This is a genomic window from Hymenobacter terrestris (assembly GCF_013377905.1).
GTDB classification, from domain to species: domain Bacteria; phylum Bacteroidota; class Bacteroidia; order Cytophagales; family Hymenobacteraceae; genus Hymenobacter; species Hymenobacter terrestris.
Genome location: NZ_JABKAV010000022.1, coordinates 1 through 15,659, shown reverse-complemented (window position 1 = coordinate 15,659; position 15,659 = coordinate 1). Strand labels below are relative to the sequence as shown.

Genomic DNA, 15,659 nt, shown 5'->3' with positions numbered 1-15,659 from the left:
CATAATCTTACGTCTCAGATTCCGGCTAACGTAGCTCTCCGGTCGAGTTTGCCGGAAGTGGTAGTCTGAAATTCGGGGATGAAAACCAGCTGCCGGGGCACCTCGTAGCGGTCCAGACGCTGGTCGAGTCGCTCGTGTAGCTGCTGCTCCTCTGCTTCGGACAGCGGCTCGCCCTCCACAAAGGCCGTCACCTGCTGGCCCAGGCGCGCATCGGGTCGGCCGGCCACGAAAGCGCGGCGGTTCAGTCCCAGCTCCATTAGCGCCAGCTCCAGCACCCGCTCCACCTTTTCGGCTGCCACCTTCACGCCGCCGCTGTTGATGACGAAATCGGCCCGGCCCAGCCACTCGAAGCTGCGGCTGTCGGGGGCCAGGTTGATGAGGTCGTTGGTAACAATTAGCTCGTCGTTGGTAACGTCGGCGCGCACCGTGAGGCAGCCGCGCTCATCCTGGCCCACGGCAATGCCGGGCAGCACCTGGTAAGCAGCGCCGGCCTGCGGACCGTTGAGGCGACGCAGGGCAATGTGGGAGGCCGTTTCGGTCATGCCGTAAGTCAGGTACACGGGCACCGTTAGGGCCTCTATTTCAAGGGCCTGGCTGCCTTCTACCGGCGCGCCACCCACCAAAATAGCCCGCAGCTGGTTGAGGCGCGGCGCCTGCCCGGCTGCCAGCAGCGCCTGCATCTGCAAGGGCACAAAAGAGGCAAAATCGAATGTGGCGTTGGGGGCTACCAGTGCCAGCGGGTTGGCCTGGGGCTCCACAATGGTCAGGTGCATGCGTCGTTCCAGCCCGCGCACCAGCATCATCAGCCCGCCCACAAATTCGCAGTTCAGGCATACCAGCAGCCGCTCGCCGGGGCCCAGGTCGAAGTAGTTGCCGGTGCGGCGGGCCGAGGCTTCGAGCTGCTGCCGCCGGAAATGCACCGGCTGCGGTGGCCCCGTCGAGCCCGAGGTGGTTAGGGTGAATTCCTGAGCGCCATTCAGCCACTCGCGCACGAAATTGAGCACCCGGGCCTCGTAGCCGTTCAGCTCGGCCGGAGCCAGAGCAGGGTACTGCTGGATATCGGCGTACCGAAACTCCCGGCCGTTGAGCAGCAGCGAATCGGGAAGCAAGTTGGAAACGGAAGTCATAGAGATAAGATGAGTGGCCGCAACGGTATTTTCCGCAGCGGGCGCAGTGTTTACGCAGGCGCTAACGTACCTATTGAACGGAAATCTAATGGCCGGCAGCTTTCAGCTGACAGCCTAAAAATGGAGAAGCCACTGCTGGTAGGCCTCGGCCGAAGGGGTTGTGAGTTGGGCCAGCACCGGCATTAGCACTACGTACGCAACCAGCGCCGGGAGGCTGCCTACCAGTCCGTAGGCCAGCAGCAGCGGCAGGCCCGCCAGTAGCAAAAGGCTGTCCTGTAATAAAATACGGCCCTGGTAAATGCGCAGATTTTCTTCGGCCCGCCGCCGCAGGTTGGGCACCATGCGCCGCCGCAGCCACAGCAGCCCCAGGCCCGTCAGGAGCGCCCCGCCGGCCAGCAGCGCCAGTCCCGGGCCCGAGGCCAGCGGCGCCGTAGCCGTCGCGCCGGCCGCCAAGCGTTGGCCAATTGCCAGCACCAGCCCGCCCATCAGCAGGCTTTGGGCCGCGTAGTGTAGCCAGTGCCGCCGCCGGATGCGACTTATAGCGCGGTGGAAATCGGGGTTATTCATCGGGCGAGCGGCTGAGGGGAAACGGACTTTCAGCAACCAACCAAAGCCGCCGGAAATAGTCTGCCTGCAATTTGTAAAAACTTCGGATTTAGCAGAATGGCCAGCTGTTTTTGTATCTTAAGCTGTTCACCAATTCCTGCTGCCATGTCTTCCTTCGCTCCCAAAGTCCTGCTCCCGGCCCGAACCTTCGTGTTCCGCCGCTACCTCAGCCTGCGTCAGCGCCTCCAGGGCCTGCACCTAACGGCCGAAGCCATCCGCGACGCCCGCCAGCGCCGCCAGCAGGCGCGCCACGACGCGCGAATGCACCGCCTCTACCGCTGGTGCGAAGCCTGCCGCGGCCTGAGTGCTATGTTCTAAGAAACCGTTCGAACAGCTGCGTTGCGCGGCCATCCGAATAACGCCAACTGTCGAACCGGTTGCCCCATCAAACCAATTTCGTGCCTCCGGACCGGTAAAGCTGCCGCAAACCAACAGCGCCACCGGGTGAGGGTAGCGCTGTTGGTTTGCGGTTTTCGGCGTAGAAATCCGGGCCGTTACGGGACCTTATCCGCTTCCGGTAAAAGCCGGAAATACGTGGCCACGAACCGGTCATTTAGTACTTCACCCTGTACCTGTGCCTGCCTGATTTTCTGACAGAAACCGTCGTTGGCGTGGGCGTCGCCGTGCGAGTCGATATGGGTGCCATCTACAAAATAGGCCTTGCCGTTCAGGCGTACTGCCAGGTCGCAGCTTTTGCCCGACAGGCCCAGTTGGCACTGCCCGCAGGCAGCTTCCACTACCTGCATCGGCCGGCGCTGGTTGGGGCTGGCAATGGCACCAGCCAGTTTAGCGGCCGATTGGGCTTGCACGACCGGAACCGGCATAACCACGCCGAGGAGCAACAGATGCAGCAAGTTTTTCATGGGGAGTAGCATTTGAAAACAGAAAGACCGTCATGCTGAGCTTGCCGAAGCATCTCTACCGCTTCCTTGAAAGACTGTGCGAAGCGGTAGAGATGCTTCGGCAAGCTCAGCATGATGGTCATTTTCAGCCGTTCAGCTACCCGCACCAGTTACGGAAACTTAGGGTACTTGTCGAAATCGGGCTGGCGCTTCTCCACGAAGGCATTACGTCCTTCCTTGGCTTCCTCGCTCAGGTAGTAAAGCAGCGTAGCGTTGCCGGCCAGTTCCTGAATACCCGCCTGCCCATCCAACTCGGCGTTGAAGCTCGATTTAAGCATACGCAGCGAAAGGGGGCTTTTCTGCAGGATTTTGTTGCACCATTCCACGGTCGTTTCCTCCAGCTTATCGAGCGGTACTACTTTGTTCACCAAGCCCATATCAAGGGCCTCCTGGGCGTCGTACTGGTCGCAGAGGAACCAGATTTCGCGGGCTTTCTTCTGGCCCACCACGCGTGCCAGGTACGAGGCGCCAAAACCACCATCAAACGAGCCAACCTTGGGGCCGGTCTGGCCGAAGCGGGCGTTGTCGGCGGCAATGGTCAGGTCGCAGACGACGTGCAGCACATGGCCACCGCCGATGGCCCAGCCGGCCACCATGGCAATTACGGGCTTGGGCAGCGAGCGAATCAGCTTCTGCAAATCGAGCACGTTGAGGCGGGGTACGGCATCTTCGCCGATGTAGCCACCGTGGCCGCGCACGCTCTGGTCGCCGCCCGAGCAGAAGGCCTTGCCGCCCTCGCCGCTGAATACCACCACGCCGATATCGGTCCGGTCGCGGCAGATGTGCATGGCCTGGATCATCTCATCCACCGTGAGCGGGGTGAAGGCGTTGTGCACCTCGGGCCGGTTGATGCTGATTTTGGCGATGCCGCCGTGCTGGGTGAACAGAATTTCCTTGAACTCCTTGATGGTAGTCCACTCGATTTTCTCAGACATAGTAAAAGTGACGTAAATGGTAGTTGTAAATGGGTTTGATCAGGCCGGCAGCGCGAAAGAGGTGCGAACGAAGGTACGGTACTGCTCAAAAAACTCGGCGTTGGTTTTCGAGTCGGTAAAGACCTCAAGCAGGGCCGCGCCGTCCTGAGCCGAGAGGAAAACCGGCAACGCGGCCTCAAGTTCAGCGAAGCTAGAAACCGGGAAGTAGCGCAGCCCGAAGTCGCGCGCCGTGTTGGCGGCCGCCAGGGGCTGGTGCGTTTCGAAAAGCTCCTCTAGCTCCGGCTGCTGGCGCGGCCCATCGATGAGCCGGAAAATACCGCCCGCGTGGTTGTTGAGCAGGATAACGCGCAGGTTGGGCAGCGGGTAATTGTGCCAGAACGCGTTGCGGTCGTAGAAAAATGCCACGTCGCCGGTGATGAGCACCACCGGCCGGTTTGGCTGGGCCAGCGCCGCGCCCACGGCCGTGCTCGTGCACCCGTCGATGCCGCTGGTGCCGCGGTTGGCAAACACCTCGGCCCCGTGGCCGGCCGGCAAACCCAGGATGTTGGCGTAGCGCACGGCCATGCTGTTGGCCAGGTGCAGCGCCGCGCCATCGGGCAGCTGCTGCAGGGCCCGGAAGATGGTCGTAAACTCGTTGAACGGCTGGTCGGGTCGCTGCATGAATTCGGCCAGAAAGCCGGTAGCCCAGTTTTCGGCCGCCAGCCAGGGCCGCAGGTAAGCCGCTTTGGCCGTATCAGCCTCCACCGGAGCCAACCAGTTCAGGCGGGGCCGTGGGGCTACGCGGGTCGCGTCGGCAGCCAGCACGTTCCGCTCCGGCCCGGTTGGGGCTGAAGAGGCATCAGTCTCCTTCGGGCTAGCAATGCCCTCATTATCAGCGCTGAGCGCGGCAAAAAAATCGGCCGGCTCCATCCGAATAACCTGCTTGAGCGACTGAAAGGTGTCGGCTACTGCCCCGGCTTGCTGAATGTGCCAGTGTTGGGCGGGGCGGTGTTGGCGCAGGTAGAGCTTGAGGGCTTTGGAAATGAGCGACTGGCCAAAGGTGATGAGTAGCTCGGGCCGCAGCGCCTCCTTCAGGCCAGTCTCCGGCACGGCTAGAAATACGTCTTGCCGGCCCATAAAGCGCGGGTGCTGGTTGTGGCCGGTAGCGGCGGGCTGATGCAGGTTGGCAATCAGGTCGCCGACTACCGGCACCTGCCAAGCCGTAGCAAACTCGCGCAACGCCAGCCGCAACGGAACCTCGTCCGGGTGCTGGCCGGCTACCACCAACACGCGGCTGGTAGCGCGCAGGGTGTCGCGCAGCTCCCGGAGGCTGGCGGCGGGCAGTTGCGGGCGGCTGGGCAGCTCGCGCATGACCTTCACCGGCCCAAACACCAACTCTTCGTCCAGCTTGGGGTAGAAAGGCTCCCGCAGCGGCACGTTTAGCTGCACCGGGCCAGCCGGAAACTGCTGGGCTAGATTAATGGCTTCGCTCACGAGGCGCGCGGCGTGCCACTGGGCGTCGGGGTGGCTGGTGTCGGCAGGGAAGGTGAACGAGCCCTTGGCGTGCCGGCCATACAGATCGGTCTGGCGGATGGTCTGGCCGTCGAGCTGGTCGATCCACTCCGGCGGCCGGTCGGCCGTAAACACTACCAGCGGAATCTGCTGGAAAAATGCCTCGGCCACGGCCGGCGCATAGTTGAGGCCCGCCGTACCCGAGGTACACACCAGTGCCACTGCCCGCCGCTGGGCCTGGGCCAACCCAAGGCCGATAAAGGCGGCGGCCCGTTCGTCGGGCACAGTGCGCACCGTAATGGCCGGGTGGCGGGCGAAGGCAATGGTCAGTGGCGCGCACCGGCTGCCCGGCGACAACACCACATCGGTAACGCCCAGCTGCGCGCAGATTTCGGGGATATTATGAACTGCTTGCAGGCTACTGGACATAGATAAATTGGTGAGCTGAAAAAGGGGAGTGGTTGTCATGCTGAGCTTGCCGAAGCATCTCTACCGCAACAAGTAAATCCATACGTTAGGGTTAGCATTGCGGTAGAGATGCTTCGGCAAGCTCAGCATGACAGTTCTACAGGAGCATAATAGTGCAGCTATAACTCACTCCAGAACTGCCCCAATCGTGCGAAGTTTCAGTTCGGTTTCCTGCCACTCTTTAGTGGGGTCGGAGTCGGGGGTGAGACCGGTGCCGGCATAGAGCACGGCCTGCTCGGGGCGCAGCTGCAGGCAGCGCAGGTTTACGTAGAGGCGCGCCGCGCCGGGTTCGGGCAGGTTCACGGGGCCGAGGAACCCAGCGTAGTAGGCCCGGTCGTAGCCCTCGTGCTGCTTTATGAAATCGAGGGCCGCCTGCCGGGGCATACCGCTGACGGCCGAAGTGGGGTGCAGCAGCCGCAGCATATCGGTGCCCAGCGTAGCGAAAGGCACATTGCGCAAATCCACCGCGAAATCGGTGCGCAGGTGCAGCACGTCGCCGGCAGCTACGGTGCGCGGGCCCGTTTCCTGGTACTCGCGCAGCCGCACCTGCTTGAAGCAGTTCACAATGTAGCGCGCCACTAGTGCCTGCTCTTCAATTTCCTTCTGCCGCCAGATGGCCTCGCTCGGGGCGTGGCCCGGCAGCAGCGGCTGGGTGCCGGCCAGCGCCATGGTCCGGAAAACCTGGTCTTCGCCTACCTCGGCCAGCACTTCGGGCGTGGCCCCCAGCCAGGTGCCGGCGCCCGGCGCACTCACCAGCGACACAAAGGCCGTAGGATAGCGCAGTTGTAACTCTTCAAACGCCGCCAGCGCATCGAACTTGGCGGGCAGCACCCGGTGCACGGCCCGGCTCGATACCACTTTCTGCACCGTGCCGGCCCGGATGGCCTCCACTCCGGCCCGCACCAGTACCTCGTACTCGGGCTGAGTGGCGGGCCGGGGGGCGTGGCGGGGCCGCACATGCCAGGGCAGCGGATCGGGAGCGGGCAGCGCGGCAAATTGTTGCCGCAACTGGGGTAGCCGGCTAACGGCAGCCGCGCTCAGCCGCACCTCGTCGGGCCGGGATAAGTCGAAGTACACATCGGCCGGCAAAAACAGCGGCGGGTTATGGTCGGAGTCCTGGAAGGGAAAGAAGGCAAAACCGGCCGGGGCGCTGGCCTCGAGCGCCGGCGGCAGGCCCACGTAGGCATCGTCTACCCGCAAGCTAAGACACAGCCGGGCCGCCGCCTCGCCGGGCAGCCGCCACAGCGCCACTGGCCGGCCGCTGCTCAACGCCAGCGCCACCAGCCGCCGGAGTCGCGCCGCCGGCGGCAAATCAGGGTTCCAGGCAACGGTTTGGAGCATGTCGGGGGCTGGGATGGTTAAGGTTTGGGAGAAAGGAACGTCATGCTGAGCGCAGTCGAAGCATCTCTACCGCTTCGTTACAGTAGTAATCCAACGAAGCGGTAGAGATGCTTCGACTGCGCTCAGCATGACGTTCCTTTTCTCACTTCTCACTACTAAATACTTACTTCTCCACATCAATAACTGCCATAGTGATGCGGCTGATGCAGACCAGCGCGCCGGTTTGCTCATGAGTAATGCGGATTTCCCAGACCTGTGTGCGGCGGCCGACGTGCAGGGCCGTGGCGCGGCCGATAACGTGGCCGTCGCGCACGCCCTTGATGTGGTTGGCGTTGATTTCGAGGCCCACGCAGGCCTGTTTGGTAGGGTCGGGCAGGCGGGTGTGGGCAGCAATGCTGCCCAGCGTTTCGGCCAGCGCCACCGATGCCCCGCCGTGCAGCAGGCCCATCGGCTGGTGGGTGCGGCTATCAACGGGCATGCGGCCTTCGAGGTAATCGGCCGTGATGGCCGTCAGCTCGATGCCTAGCGCGTCGGCCAGGGTGGGGCGGGTGCTTGCCCATTGCTTGAGTTGGTCGAGAGTCATGAGCGGAGCGGAGGAAAGATGCTGAATGAACGGAACTGGGCAGTTGCCGGCTGGCAACTAAAAATGCCCGAAAACTTGCAGCTTGCGGCCTGAAGCTCGTAGCTTTAGAAGTGCTACGAGCGTAAACCGCAAAACTAGGGGGAAAGTGAGCGTCAAAAAAATATACCTGATTCGTCACGGCCAAACCGACTTCAACGTGCGCGGCATCGTGCAGGGCAGCGGCGTCGATTCGTCGCTCAACGAGGCTGGGCGGCGGCAGGCAGCGCGCTTTTTCGCCGCCTACAGCCACGTGCCCTTCGATAAGGTATACACCTCCCTGCTGCGCCGTACCCACGAGTCGGTAGCCGGTTTTCTGGACTTAGGCCTGCCCCACGAGGCCCACGGTGGCCTGAACGAAATTGGCTGGGGTACCCGCGAGGGAACCCGCATCACGCCCGAAGAAGATGAGGAGTACCACCGCGTGCTGCAGGACTGGCATGCCGGCCGCACCAGCTCGGCCCTCGAAGGCGGCGAAAGCCCCGAGCAGGTAGCTGCCCGCCAGCGCCCGTTTATCAAGCTGCTCACCGGCCGGCCCCGCGAGCAGACGGTGCTCGTGTGCATGCATGGCCGAGCTATGCGCGTGCTGCTGTGCCAGCTGCTGAACTACCCGCTCAGCCAGATGGAAAACTTCGAGCACCATAACCTGGGCCTCTACGAGCTGGAGTACACCGGCTCGCTGTTCACGGTGCGCAATTTTCTGGACACAAGGCATTTGCAGGATGTCAAATGAGAACGGCCAGGACCATCCTAATCGGGCTGCTAGTAAGCATCGTTGGTGCTTTCGCAGCTCATACTGCCACTGCTAATCCAACCCGCGCTTGGAACGGTGCAGAACCAGACACTATTCGTGGACTCGGCTGTTGTCCAGCGTATTGCTATCGGCTAGTTGAGCCTGCCCACGTTCCACTCGTCGTTCATCACCGGGAGTTAGCAGGCCGGGTATTTGTGGAGTTCGTGGTTGATTCGCTGCTCAACAAAAAGGAGTTTACGATTGCCTGTGCGCGGCTAACTTGGCGGAAAACAGGTAAAAGTTATGCTCCTGATTGTCAGCAATTGACAGAGGGCCAACGACAGGCGCTGTTAGAACTGGTAGTTCCATTAATGGCGCCCTTGCATTTCACTCCCGCCCGCTCCGACCGCAGGGGCTGTGGGCAGGAGCGTTGGACGATGCCAGTAACCTTTCGCTAGCATCGGAACAGCCATTTCGGATACCTGCCTCCTGCAATTGAGCAGTAAAACCGCGGCAGGCGAAAATTCGCCCCTGCGGCGGTGGGCCGCGGCAGACGGCTTTCATTTGCTCCCCCGAATTTTCGGGCTAATTTTGGCCTATTCTATTCAACGACGACGACGCAGATGGCCGAACTCATAAAAATGCCCAAGATGAGCGACACAATGACCGAGGGGGTCATTGCGGCGTGGCTCAAAAAAGTAGGCGACAAGGTAAAATCCGGCGACGTGCTGGCCGAGGTGGAAACCGACAAGGCCACCATGGAGCTCGAAAACTACGAGGACGGCACCCTGCTCTACGTCGGCCCCAAGGAAGGGGAGGCCGTGGTAGTAAATGGGCTGCTGGCTATTGTAGGCAAAGAAGGCGAGGATATTGCTTCCCTGCTGAAAGATGCCCAGGCTGAAACCGCCCAACTGGCCACCGGCGAAACGGATGAGGCTCCGGCCGCCGAAGCCCCGGCTCCGGCCCCAGCCCCAGCCCCAGAGGCTCCCAAAGCTGCTGCGCCGGCTCCGGCTTCTCCTGAGCCCGCCAAAGAGGAGGCCCCCAAGCCCGCGGCAGCACCAGTTGGCAATGGCAAAAAGGCAACCGTGATTCGGATGCCCAAGATGAGCGACACCATGACCGAAGGCACCATTGCCGGCTGGCTGAAAAAAGTAGGCGACAAGGTGAAATCGGGCGATATTCTGGCCGAAGTGGAAACCGATAAGGCCACCATGGAGCTGGACAACTACGAAGACGGCACGCTGCTGTATATCGGTCCCAAGGAAGGGGAAGCAGTGCCCGTAGATGGCGTGCTGGCCATTATTGGCGAAGAAGGGGCCGACGTGCAGGCCCTGCTCGGCGGCCAGACCGGCGACGACGCTCCAGCAGCTGATGCTGGGCCAGCTGCTGAAGCCGCTGCTCCTGCGTCGGCTTCTACTTCGGCCCCCGCCCCGGCCGCCGAAGCTGCTGCCCCCGCCGCAACCGGTGGCCGCATTTTCGCCTCGCCGCTGGCCAAAAGCATTGCCAAGGACAAAGGTATCGACCTGAACACCATTAAAGGTTCGGGCGAGAACGGCCGCATTGTGTCGCGCGACTTAGAGGACGTGGCCGCTTCGGCTGCCGCGGCCCCCACGAAGGCCCCTGCCGCTGATGCTGCGCCGCAGTCGGAGTACATTAAGGCCGCATTGCCCGAACAGGCGGCCCCCAAAGCCACCCCGGCTGCCGCTGCTCCTAGCGCGCCGGCCGCTCAGCCCGCCGACGGCACCTACACCGACACGCCGGTGTCGCAGATGCGCAAAGTCATTGCCCGTCGCCTCTCCGAAAGCCTGTTCACGGCTCCGCATTTCTATCTGACGATGGAAATTCTGATGGACCGGGCCATGGAAGTACGCACCCAGCTCAACGAACTCTCGCCCGTTAAGCTCAGCTTCAACGACCTCGTGATTAAGGCGGCGGCCGTCGCGCTGCGCCAGCACCCGGCCGTGAATTCCTCGTGGCTGGGTGACCGAATCCGCCAGAACCACGTGATAAACATCGGGGTGGCCGTGGCCGTGGATGAGGGCCTGCTGGTGCCCGTAGTGCGCAACGCCGACGGCAAAGGCATGTCGCAGATTGCGACCGAGGTGAAGGAGCTGGCCGGTAAGGCCAAGAGCAAGAAGCTGCAGCCCGCCGAGTGGGAGGGCAGCACCTTCACCATTTCCAACCTGGGCATGTTCGGCATCGACGAGTTCACGGCTATTATCAACCCGCCGGATGCCTGCATCCTGGCCGTGGGCGGCATCAAGCAGACGGCCGTGGTGAAGAACGGCGAACTGGCTGTGGGCAACATCATGAAGGTAACGCTGAGCTGCGACCACCGCGTGGTGGATGGCGCCACCGGTGCGGCCTTCCTGCAAACGCTCAAAAGCCTGCTCGAAGACCCGCTACGGATGCTGATTTAATCTTTCGTTGTTAGCTATTGGTTGTCAGTTGTCAGTCCGGTTACGGAACGGCAGCTGACTTCCGTTTTTACTGACAACCACCAACTTTCAACCGACAACTAGCATGAAAATCCGCTCTACTACCGTTCTGGGCGTCCGCCACAATGGCCAGGTGGCCCTTGGGGCCGATGGCCAGGCCACCATGGACAAGCACGTAGCCAAAAGCAACGTGCGCAAAGTGCGCAAGCTGCACGATGGCAAAGTGGTAACCGGCTTTGCCGGCTCCACGGCCGATGCGTTTATGCTGCTCGATAAGTTCGAGGAGAAGCTGGGTGGCTATAATGGCCAGCTGCGCCGGGCCGCCATCGAGCTGGCCAAGGAGTGGCGCAAAGATCAGTACCTGCGCAAGCTCGAGGCCATGATGGTGGTGTGTGATAAGGACGAGCTGCTCATCATTGCCGGCACCGGCGACGTGCTGGAACCCGACAACGACGTGGCCGCCATCGGCTCGGGCTCGATGTACGCCCAGGCCGCCGCGCTGGCCCTGAAAAAGCACGCCCCTCACCTCACGGCCCGCCAGATGGTGGAGGAAGCCCTGCACATTGCCGCCGACATCTGCATCTACACCAACCACAACCTCATGATCGAGGAGCCGGTATAGTTTCGGCTCTGATTCCAGTGAATTACTTGTCATCAAGCCAATGAGAATTTCTGTAAGCTGCTCGAAGGTTCTGTTGACGCTGCTTTTGTTGCTGCTGGTGTTGCCGGCTTGGGCACTGAAGCCGGATCGGGTCTATCATCAAACGCCCGACTCATTAGGCCTAGCGTACACCACGCGCACGGTGACGACGGCCGATGGCTATCAGCTGAAATCCTGGGAAATTGCGCCGGCTGCCCAGGCAGCTAAGCCGGTAGCCGTAGTATTGGCCTATCAGGATTTCGGCAACATGTCTTATTTCCTGCACCAGGCCCGGGCGCTAAGCCGGGCTGGCTACGCGGTGGTGCTGTTCGATTACCGCGGCTTCGGCCAGAGTGCCGACTTCCCCATCAACCCCAGCCAGCTTTATTACGAGGAGTTTGCAGCTGACTTGCGGGCCGTGGTACAGGCTACGCGGCAACGCCTTCCCAAATCCAAAGTGGGCGTACTTTCCCTATCGATGGGCACCATTGTAGCGGCCACTGTGGCGGCCGAGCGGCGGTTGGATTTTCTGATAACCGAAGGCCTGATGGCCAACCCGGCAGAGTTGGCAAGCAAAGTAAAGCAACTCAAAAACAAGGACGTACTACTGCCCGCCGATGCGGCCAGCTACCCGCAACGGTGGACGAAAGTAAAATGCCCGATGCTACTGTTTGGTGGCACGCAGGACGCATTTACTCCCTTGGCCGACAGTGAACAATTGGCTGGCAAGCGCCCCCGGCGGACGTTGGTATCTTTTGAGGGCGGCCACTTGGGCGGCTTTCCCACATTATCCAGTCAACCCGACTCCTACGACAATTTCGGGGATTTGTACGTACAACACATTTCGGCTTTTCTCACGAAGGCCGGTATCCAATAGCTTTCGCAAAAACTACTTCCATAAAGCTATCAGCTAACAGCTAATAGCTAAAAGCTTAAAAAATGACTGTAACCAATTTCCTCAAGCACCACTACCGCCACTTCAACGCTGCCGCGCTTATCGATGCGGCCGAGGGCTACAACAAGCACCTCGCTGATGGAGGCAAGATGATGATTACGCTGGCAGGGGCCATGAGCACCGCCGAAATGGGCATTCAGCTGGCCCAGCTCATCCGGGAAGATAAAGTGCAGATTATCAGCTGTACCGGCGCTAACTTGGAGGAAGATATCTTCAACCTCGTGGCCCACGATTTCTATGAGCGGGTGCCCAACTACCGCGACCTGACGCCCGCCGACGAGCAGGCCCTGCTGGAGCGCCACATGAACCGCGTAACGGATACCTGCATTCCCGAAGAGGAGGCCATGCGCCGCCTGGAGCACTCGGTGCTCAAGTTCTGGGAGAAGGCCGACAAGGCCGGCGAGCAGTACTTCCCCCACGAGTTCTTCTACCAGATTTTGAAGTCGGGCGAGCTGGAGCAGTATTACCAGATTGACCCCAAGGACAGCTGGATGCTGGCCGCCGCCGAGAAAAACCTGCCCATCATCTGCCCCGGCTGGGAAGACTCGACGCTGGGCAACATCTTCGCCGGCCACGTCATTTCCGGCGACATCAAGAACGTGCATACCGTGCGCACCGGCATCGAGTACATGATTTACCTGGCCGGCTGGTACACCGAGCAGGCCACCGACGAAAGCCCGGTCGGCTTCTTCCAGATTGGCGGCGGCATTGCCGGCGACTTCCCCATCTGCGTGGTGCCCATGCTGCACCAGGACCTGGGCCGCACCTCCGTGCCGCTGTGGGGTTACTTCTGCCAGATTTCGGATTCCACGACCAGCTACGGCAGCTACTCGGGCGCCGTGCCCAACGAGAAAATCACCTGGGGCAAGCTGGGCCAGGACACGCCCAAGTACATCATCGAGTCGGACGCCACCATTGTCGCGCCACTGATATTTGCCATCGTGCTGGGGCAGTAAATGGCTGCTAGCTCAAGTTTGCAAAAAGCACCCTAGAACTGTTCTGGGGTGCTTTTTTGTGCCCATTAAGGAAGGCGGCGGGCTTTATCGGGCTTGCTTTTTCAGTTCCTGCTTCTGCTTTTCCAGCTGGGCCTGCTGTTTCACCGACTGCTTGATGCTGGACCAGTTCAGGGTAAACATCAACACCATCCCGGCGATGATGAGCATCAGGTAGCCGAACATGAAAGTCATGAAGCCGCGCCAGAGGCGGCCCAACCAGCCAAGGGTGGTGTGGCTCAGCAAGCTACCGTAGGCCCACGAGGCGTACCCTATCACCAGCACCAGTGCGCAGAAGGTGAACGTCTGAATCTGGGGCGTCCCGCTGTAGGCGTAGGTCACGGGCAGCAGCAGCAGAGTGATAGAGTTGTTGATGGCCGTGATAAAGGCCGCGATAATGAGGCACTCAGCGTAGTTGTAGCCGCCGCGCCGCAGAAATAAGCGGGCCGACAGCGCCCAGGCCGGCACCGTTGCCAGGTAGCACCAAGCCAAGTACTTCATGACAAAAGTACTGAATGACACCTGCATCTGATTCATCGCCTCAGGCATGGTGGGGTCTCGCGGCGGCATCATGTCGATGTGCAGCACCGAGAAGAGCAGCGCATAGAGGCCGGTCATTATGAATAGCAGCGACAGGGGCCGGAAATGGTCGACGCGCTTGCCCGCCAGGTATTCCCGAATGGTGGGGCCAGGTCGGAACACCATTGTTTTGAGCGTGTACAGAATGCCCTTATCCACGTGCCAGATGGAGTGCAGCACGTCGTGGGGCATGTCCTTCATCGTGAGGCGGTGCGTGTGGTGGGCATCCTGCCCGCATCGCCCGCAAAAGCGGTCGGGCACGCCGTGGCCGCAGTTCAAGCAGTGTGCCGGGCCGTGTGCCGGGGGGGCTGGGGTAGGTTGTGGCGCTAAAATCTGCGTCGGAGTGGGGCCCGAAAGTGCTAATTCACCCCCTTGATTATCAGCAATAGTAGAAGTTAACGGCATAAGATAGAATTACAGAATTAAGCTGTAAATCTACTAGAATTCGGCACTCTTACAAACAGGCCCGCCGCTGATGGTCAGCGGCGGGCCTGTTTGCATTCAATTGCTATGAAGGGCTACGCCATTTCCGCCACCTCAACCTCCTTCGGCATCCCCACGGCCTCAAATGCCTGACCTAAATCCAGCATCAAATCCTGGGGGTCTTCCACGCCGATGCTCAGGCGAATCATTTGGGGGGTGATGCCCATTTCCTTCTGGTCTTCGAGGGTGATGTCGGAGTGGGTCATGGTGCCGGGGTGCTCGGCCAGGCTTTCGGTGCCGCCCAAGCTCACGGCCAGCTTGATGAGGCGCAGGGCGTTGAGGAATCGGAAGGCTTCGGCCTCGCCGCCCTTTATGTCGAACGAAATCATGGAGCCCGGCGAGAGGCAGTGACGCTGGTAGATGTCCTGCTGCACGGGGTTGCCTTCGAGGTGGGTGAGGTAATGGGTGCGCTCGACCAGCGGGTGCTCGCGCAGCCAGTCGGCAATAACCTGGGCCGATTGGGCGGCGCGCTCCATGCGCAGCTTCAGCGTTTCGAGGCTGCGCATCAGCATCCAGCCGGTGTTGGGGTCGCACATAGTGCCCATGAACGTACGCATGCCCTTGATTTCCTTCATCAGGGCGTGGCTGCTGAGCGCGGCCCCGGCAATCAGGTCGGAGTGGCCGCCTAGGAACTTGGTGGCCGAGTACAGCACCACGTCGGCGCCGTGCTTGAGCGGGTGCTGGAACACGGGGCCCAGGAACGTGTTGTCGACCACGAAGCGCACCGGCTTGTCGGGTGTGGCGTACTGGCGGGCCAGGGCGGCGCAGGCGTCGAGGTCGATGAGGTGGTTGGTGGGGTTGGCGGGCGTTTCCACGTAAATCATGGCCAGGCGCCCGGGCGCAATGGCGGCGGCCTGGGCCTGCATTTCTTCGGGGCTGGCGGTGGGGCGGAAGCCCACGGCCTCGATGCCAAACTTGCGCAGCACGTTTTTCAGGAAGAAATCGGAGCCGCCGTACACGGGCTCGGAGTGCAGCACTACGTCGCCGGGCTGCAGCAGGGCCAGCAGCGTGGTGCTGATGGCGGCCATGCCTGAGGCGAACGAAGCAGCTTCTTCGGCCTCATCCCAGAGCGTAAGGCGGTTTTCGAGAATTTCGAGGCTGGGGTTGTTGAGGCGGGAGTAGATGAGGCCCATTTCCTCATCGGGCCCCTGCTGGCGCAATCCGTAGGCTAGCTCGAAGAAGGCCTTGCCCTCCTCGGCATTCTTAAACACGAAGGTCGAGGTCTGGAAAATGGGGGGCTTGATGGCGCCCTCGCTCCAGGCGGGCGTGTAGCCGTAGCTCATCATCAGGCTCTCCGGGTTCAGGCGCTGGCCGTTGATGCAGGCGTGGTCGGCGGGGGTTGTCCTGGGC

General features: G+C 61.4%; 15 protein-coding genes. 6 read left to right on the top strand and 9 right to left on the bottom strand.

Features of this window, described 5'->3' with window-relative positions; all coding sequences use genetic code 11:
- Positions 1-14: 14 nt before the first annotated feature.
- Together HW556_RS09540 and HW556_RS09535 are read right to left on the bottom strand one after the other, a co-directional pair.
- On the bottom strand, positions 15-1,127 hold the full coding sequence (locus HW556_RS09540) for an AMP-binding protein (protein WP_176899796.1): 1,113 nt from the start codon (positions 1,125-1,127) through the stop codon (positions 15-17).
- 114 nt (positions 1,128-1,241) lie between these two features.
- A complete protein-coding gene (locus tag HW556_RS09535) occupies positions 1,242-1,694 on the bottom strand; it encodes a hypothetical protein (protein ID WP_176899795.1) in 453 nt (150 codons plus the stop codon).
- A 144-nt stretch (positions 1,695-1,838) separates the two neighbouring features.
- On the opposite strand from HW556_RS09535, the gene HW556_RS09530 reads away from it, so the two are divergent.
- On the top strand, positions 1,839-2,051 hold the full coding sequence (locus tag HW556_RS09530) for a hypothetical protein (protein ID WP_176899794.1): 213 nt from the start codon (positions 1,839-1,841) through the stop codon (positions 2,049-2,051).
- 176 nt (positions 2,052-2,227) lie between these two features.
- Here HW556_RS09530 and HW556_RS09525 read toward each other — a convergent pair whose 3' ends face one another.
- The 5 genes from HW556_RS09525 to HW556_RS09505 form a co-directional block, all read right to left on the bottom strand.
- A complete protein-coding gene (locus HW556_RS09525; protein WP_176899793.1) occupies positions 2,228-2,596 on the bottom strand; it encodes a DUF6370 family protein in 369 nt (122 codons plus the stop codon).
- Positions 2,597-2,745: 149 nt separating this feature from the next.
- Positions 2,746-3,570, bottom strand: coding sequence for a 1,4-dihydroxy-2-naphthoyl-CoA synthase (menB, locus tag HW556_RS09520; RefSeq protein WP_176899792.1), 825 nt, complete (start codon positions 3,568-3,570; stop codon positions 2,746-2,748).
- A gap of 39 nt (positions 3,571-3,609) precedes the next feature.
- A complete protein-coding gene (gene menD, locus HW556_RS09515) occupies positions 3,610-5,490 on the bottom strand; it encodes a 2-succinyl-5-enolpyruvyl-6-hydroxy-3-cyclohexene-1-carboxylic-acid synthase (protein ID WP_176899791.1) in 1,881 nt (626 codons plus the stop codon).
- 165 nt (positions 5,491-5,655) lie between these two features.
- Entirely contained in the window at positions 5,656-6,870 is a 1,215-nt protein-coding gene (locus HW556_RS09510; protein WP_176899790.1) for a chorismate-binding protein, read from the bottom strand.
- A gap of 163 nt (positions 6,871-7,033) precedes the next feature.
- The gene (locus HW556_RS09505) at positions 7,034-7,453 is read right to left on the bottom strand and encodes a hotdog fold thioesterase (RefSeq protein ID WP_176899789.1); all 420 of its coding nucleotides are present in this window, start codon (positions 7,451-7,453) and stop codon (positions 7,034-7,036) included.
- 145 nt (positions 7,454-7,598) lie between these two features.
- On the opposite strand from HW556_RS09505, the gene HW556_RS09500 reads away from it, so the two are divergent.
- The 5 genes from HW556_RS09500 to HW556_RS09480 all read left to right on the top strand — a co-directional run bounded on the left by HW556_RS09500 (position 7,599) and on the right by HW556_RS09480 (position 13,211).
- A complete protein-coding gene (locus HW556_RS09500; RefSeq protein WP_176899788.1) occupies positions 7,599-8,222 on the top strand; it encodes a histidine phosphatase family protein in 624 nt (207 codons plus the stop codon).
- A gap of 623 nt (positions 8,223-8,845) precedes the next feature.
- Positions 8,846-10,642: a pyruvate dehydrogenase complex dihydrolipoamide acetyltransferase gene (locus HW556_RS09495; protein WP_176899787.1), complete on the top strand. Its 1,797-nt coding sequence runs from the start codon at positions 8,846-8,848 to the stop codon at positions 10,640-10,642.
- Positions 10,643-10,745: 103 nt separating this feature from the next.
- A complete protein-coding gene (gene hslV, locus HW556_RS09490) occupies positions 10,746-11,282 on the top strand; it encodes an ATP-dependent protease subunit HslV (RefSeq protein ID WP_176899786.1) in 537 nt (178 codons plus the stop codon).
- 40 nt (positions 11,283-11,322) lie between these two features.
- On the top strand, positions 11,323-12,177 hold the full coding sequence (locus tag HW556_RS09485) for an alpha/beta hydrolase (RefSeq protein WP_176899785.1): 855 nt from the start codon (positions 11,323-11,325) through the stop codon (positions 12,175-12,177).
- A gap of 62 nt (positions 12,178-12,239) precedes the next feature.
- Positions 12,240-13,211 carry a deoxyhypusine synthase family protein gene (locus tag HW556_RS09480; RefSeq protein WP_176899784.1) on the top strand — a complete coding sequence of 324 codons (972 nt, stop codon included), beginning with the start codon at positions 12,240-12,242 and terminating at the stop codon, positions 13,209-13,211.
- Between the two features lie 84 nt (positions 13,212-13,295).
- Here HW556_RS09480 and HW556_RS09475 read toward each other — a convergent pair whose 3' ends face one another.
- Both HW556_RS09475 and HW556_RS09470 read right to left on the bottom strand, forming a co-directional pair.
- Positions 13,296-14,087, bottom strand: a complete 792-nt coding sequence (locus HW556_RS09475; protein WP_176899783.1) for a DUF3667 domain-containing protein — start codon at positions 14,085-14,087, stop codon at positions 13,296-13,298.
- Positions 14,088-14,344: 257 nt separating this feature from the next.
- Positions 14,345-15,659, bottom strand: a 1,315-nt coding sequence (locus HW556_RS09470; RefSeq protein WP_317170503.1) for a cystathionine gamma-synthase family protein, incomplete at its 5' end; no start/stop codon positions are given.

Coding starts and splice junctions, on each gene's coding strand:
- HW556_RS09485 (WP_176899785.1), top strand. CDS start 11,323: ATGAGAATTTCTGTAAGCTGCTCGAAGGTTCTGTTGACGCTGCTTTTG.
- HW556_RS09530 (WP_176899794.1), top strand. CDS start 1,839: ATGTCTTCCTTCGCTCCCAAAGTCCTGCTCCCGGCCCGAACCTTCGTG.
- menD (WP_176899791.1), bottom strand. CDS start 5,490: ATGTCCAGTAGCCTGCAAGCAGTTCATAATATCCCCGAAATCTGCGCG.
- HW556_RS09540 (WP_176899796.1), bottom strand. CDS start 1,127: ATGACTTCCGTTTCCAACTTGCTTCCCGATTCGCTGCTGCTCAACGGC.
- HW556_RS09510 (WP_176899790.1), bottom strand. CDS start 6,870: ATGCTCCAAACCGTTGCCTGGAACCCTGATTTGCCGCCGGCGGCGCGA.
- HW556_RS09495 (WP_176899787.1), top strand. CDS start 8,846: ATGGCCGAACTCATAAAAATGCCCAAGATGAGCGACACAATGACCGAG.
- HW556_RS09525 (WP_176899793.1), bottom strand. CDS start 2,596: ATGAAAAACTTGCTGCATCTGTTGCTCCTCGGCGTGGTTATGCCGGTT.
- HW556_RS09535 (WP_176899795.1), bottom strand. CDS start 1,694: ATGAATAACCCCGATTTCCACCGCGCTATAAGTCGCATCCGGCGGCGG.
- HW556_RS09480 (WP_176899784.1), top strand. CDS start 12,240: ATGACTGTAACCAATTTCCTCAAGCACCACTACCGCCACTTCAACGCT.
- menB (WP_176899792.1), bottom strand. CDS start 3,570: ATGTCTGAGAAAATCGAGTGGACTACCATCAAGGAGTTCAAGGAAATT.
- HW556_RS09505 (WP_176899789.1), bottom strand. CDS start 7,453: ATGACTCTCGACCAACTCAAGCAATGGGCAAGCACCCGCCCCACCCTG.
- hslV (WP_176899786.1), top strand. CDS start 10,746: ATGAAAATCCGCTCTACTACCGTTCTGGGCGTCCGCCACAATGGCCAG.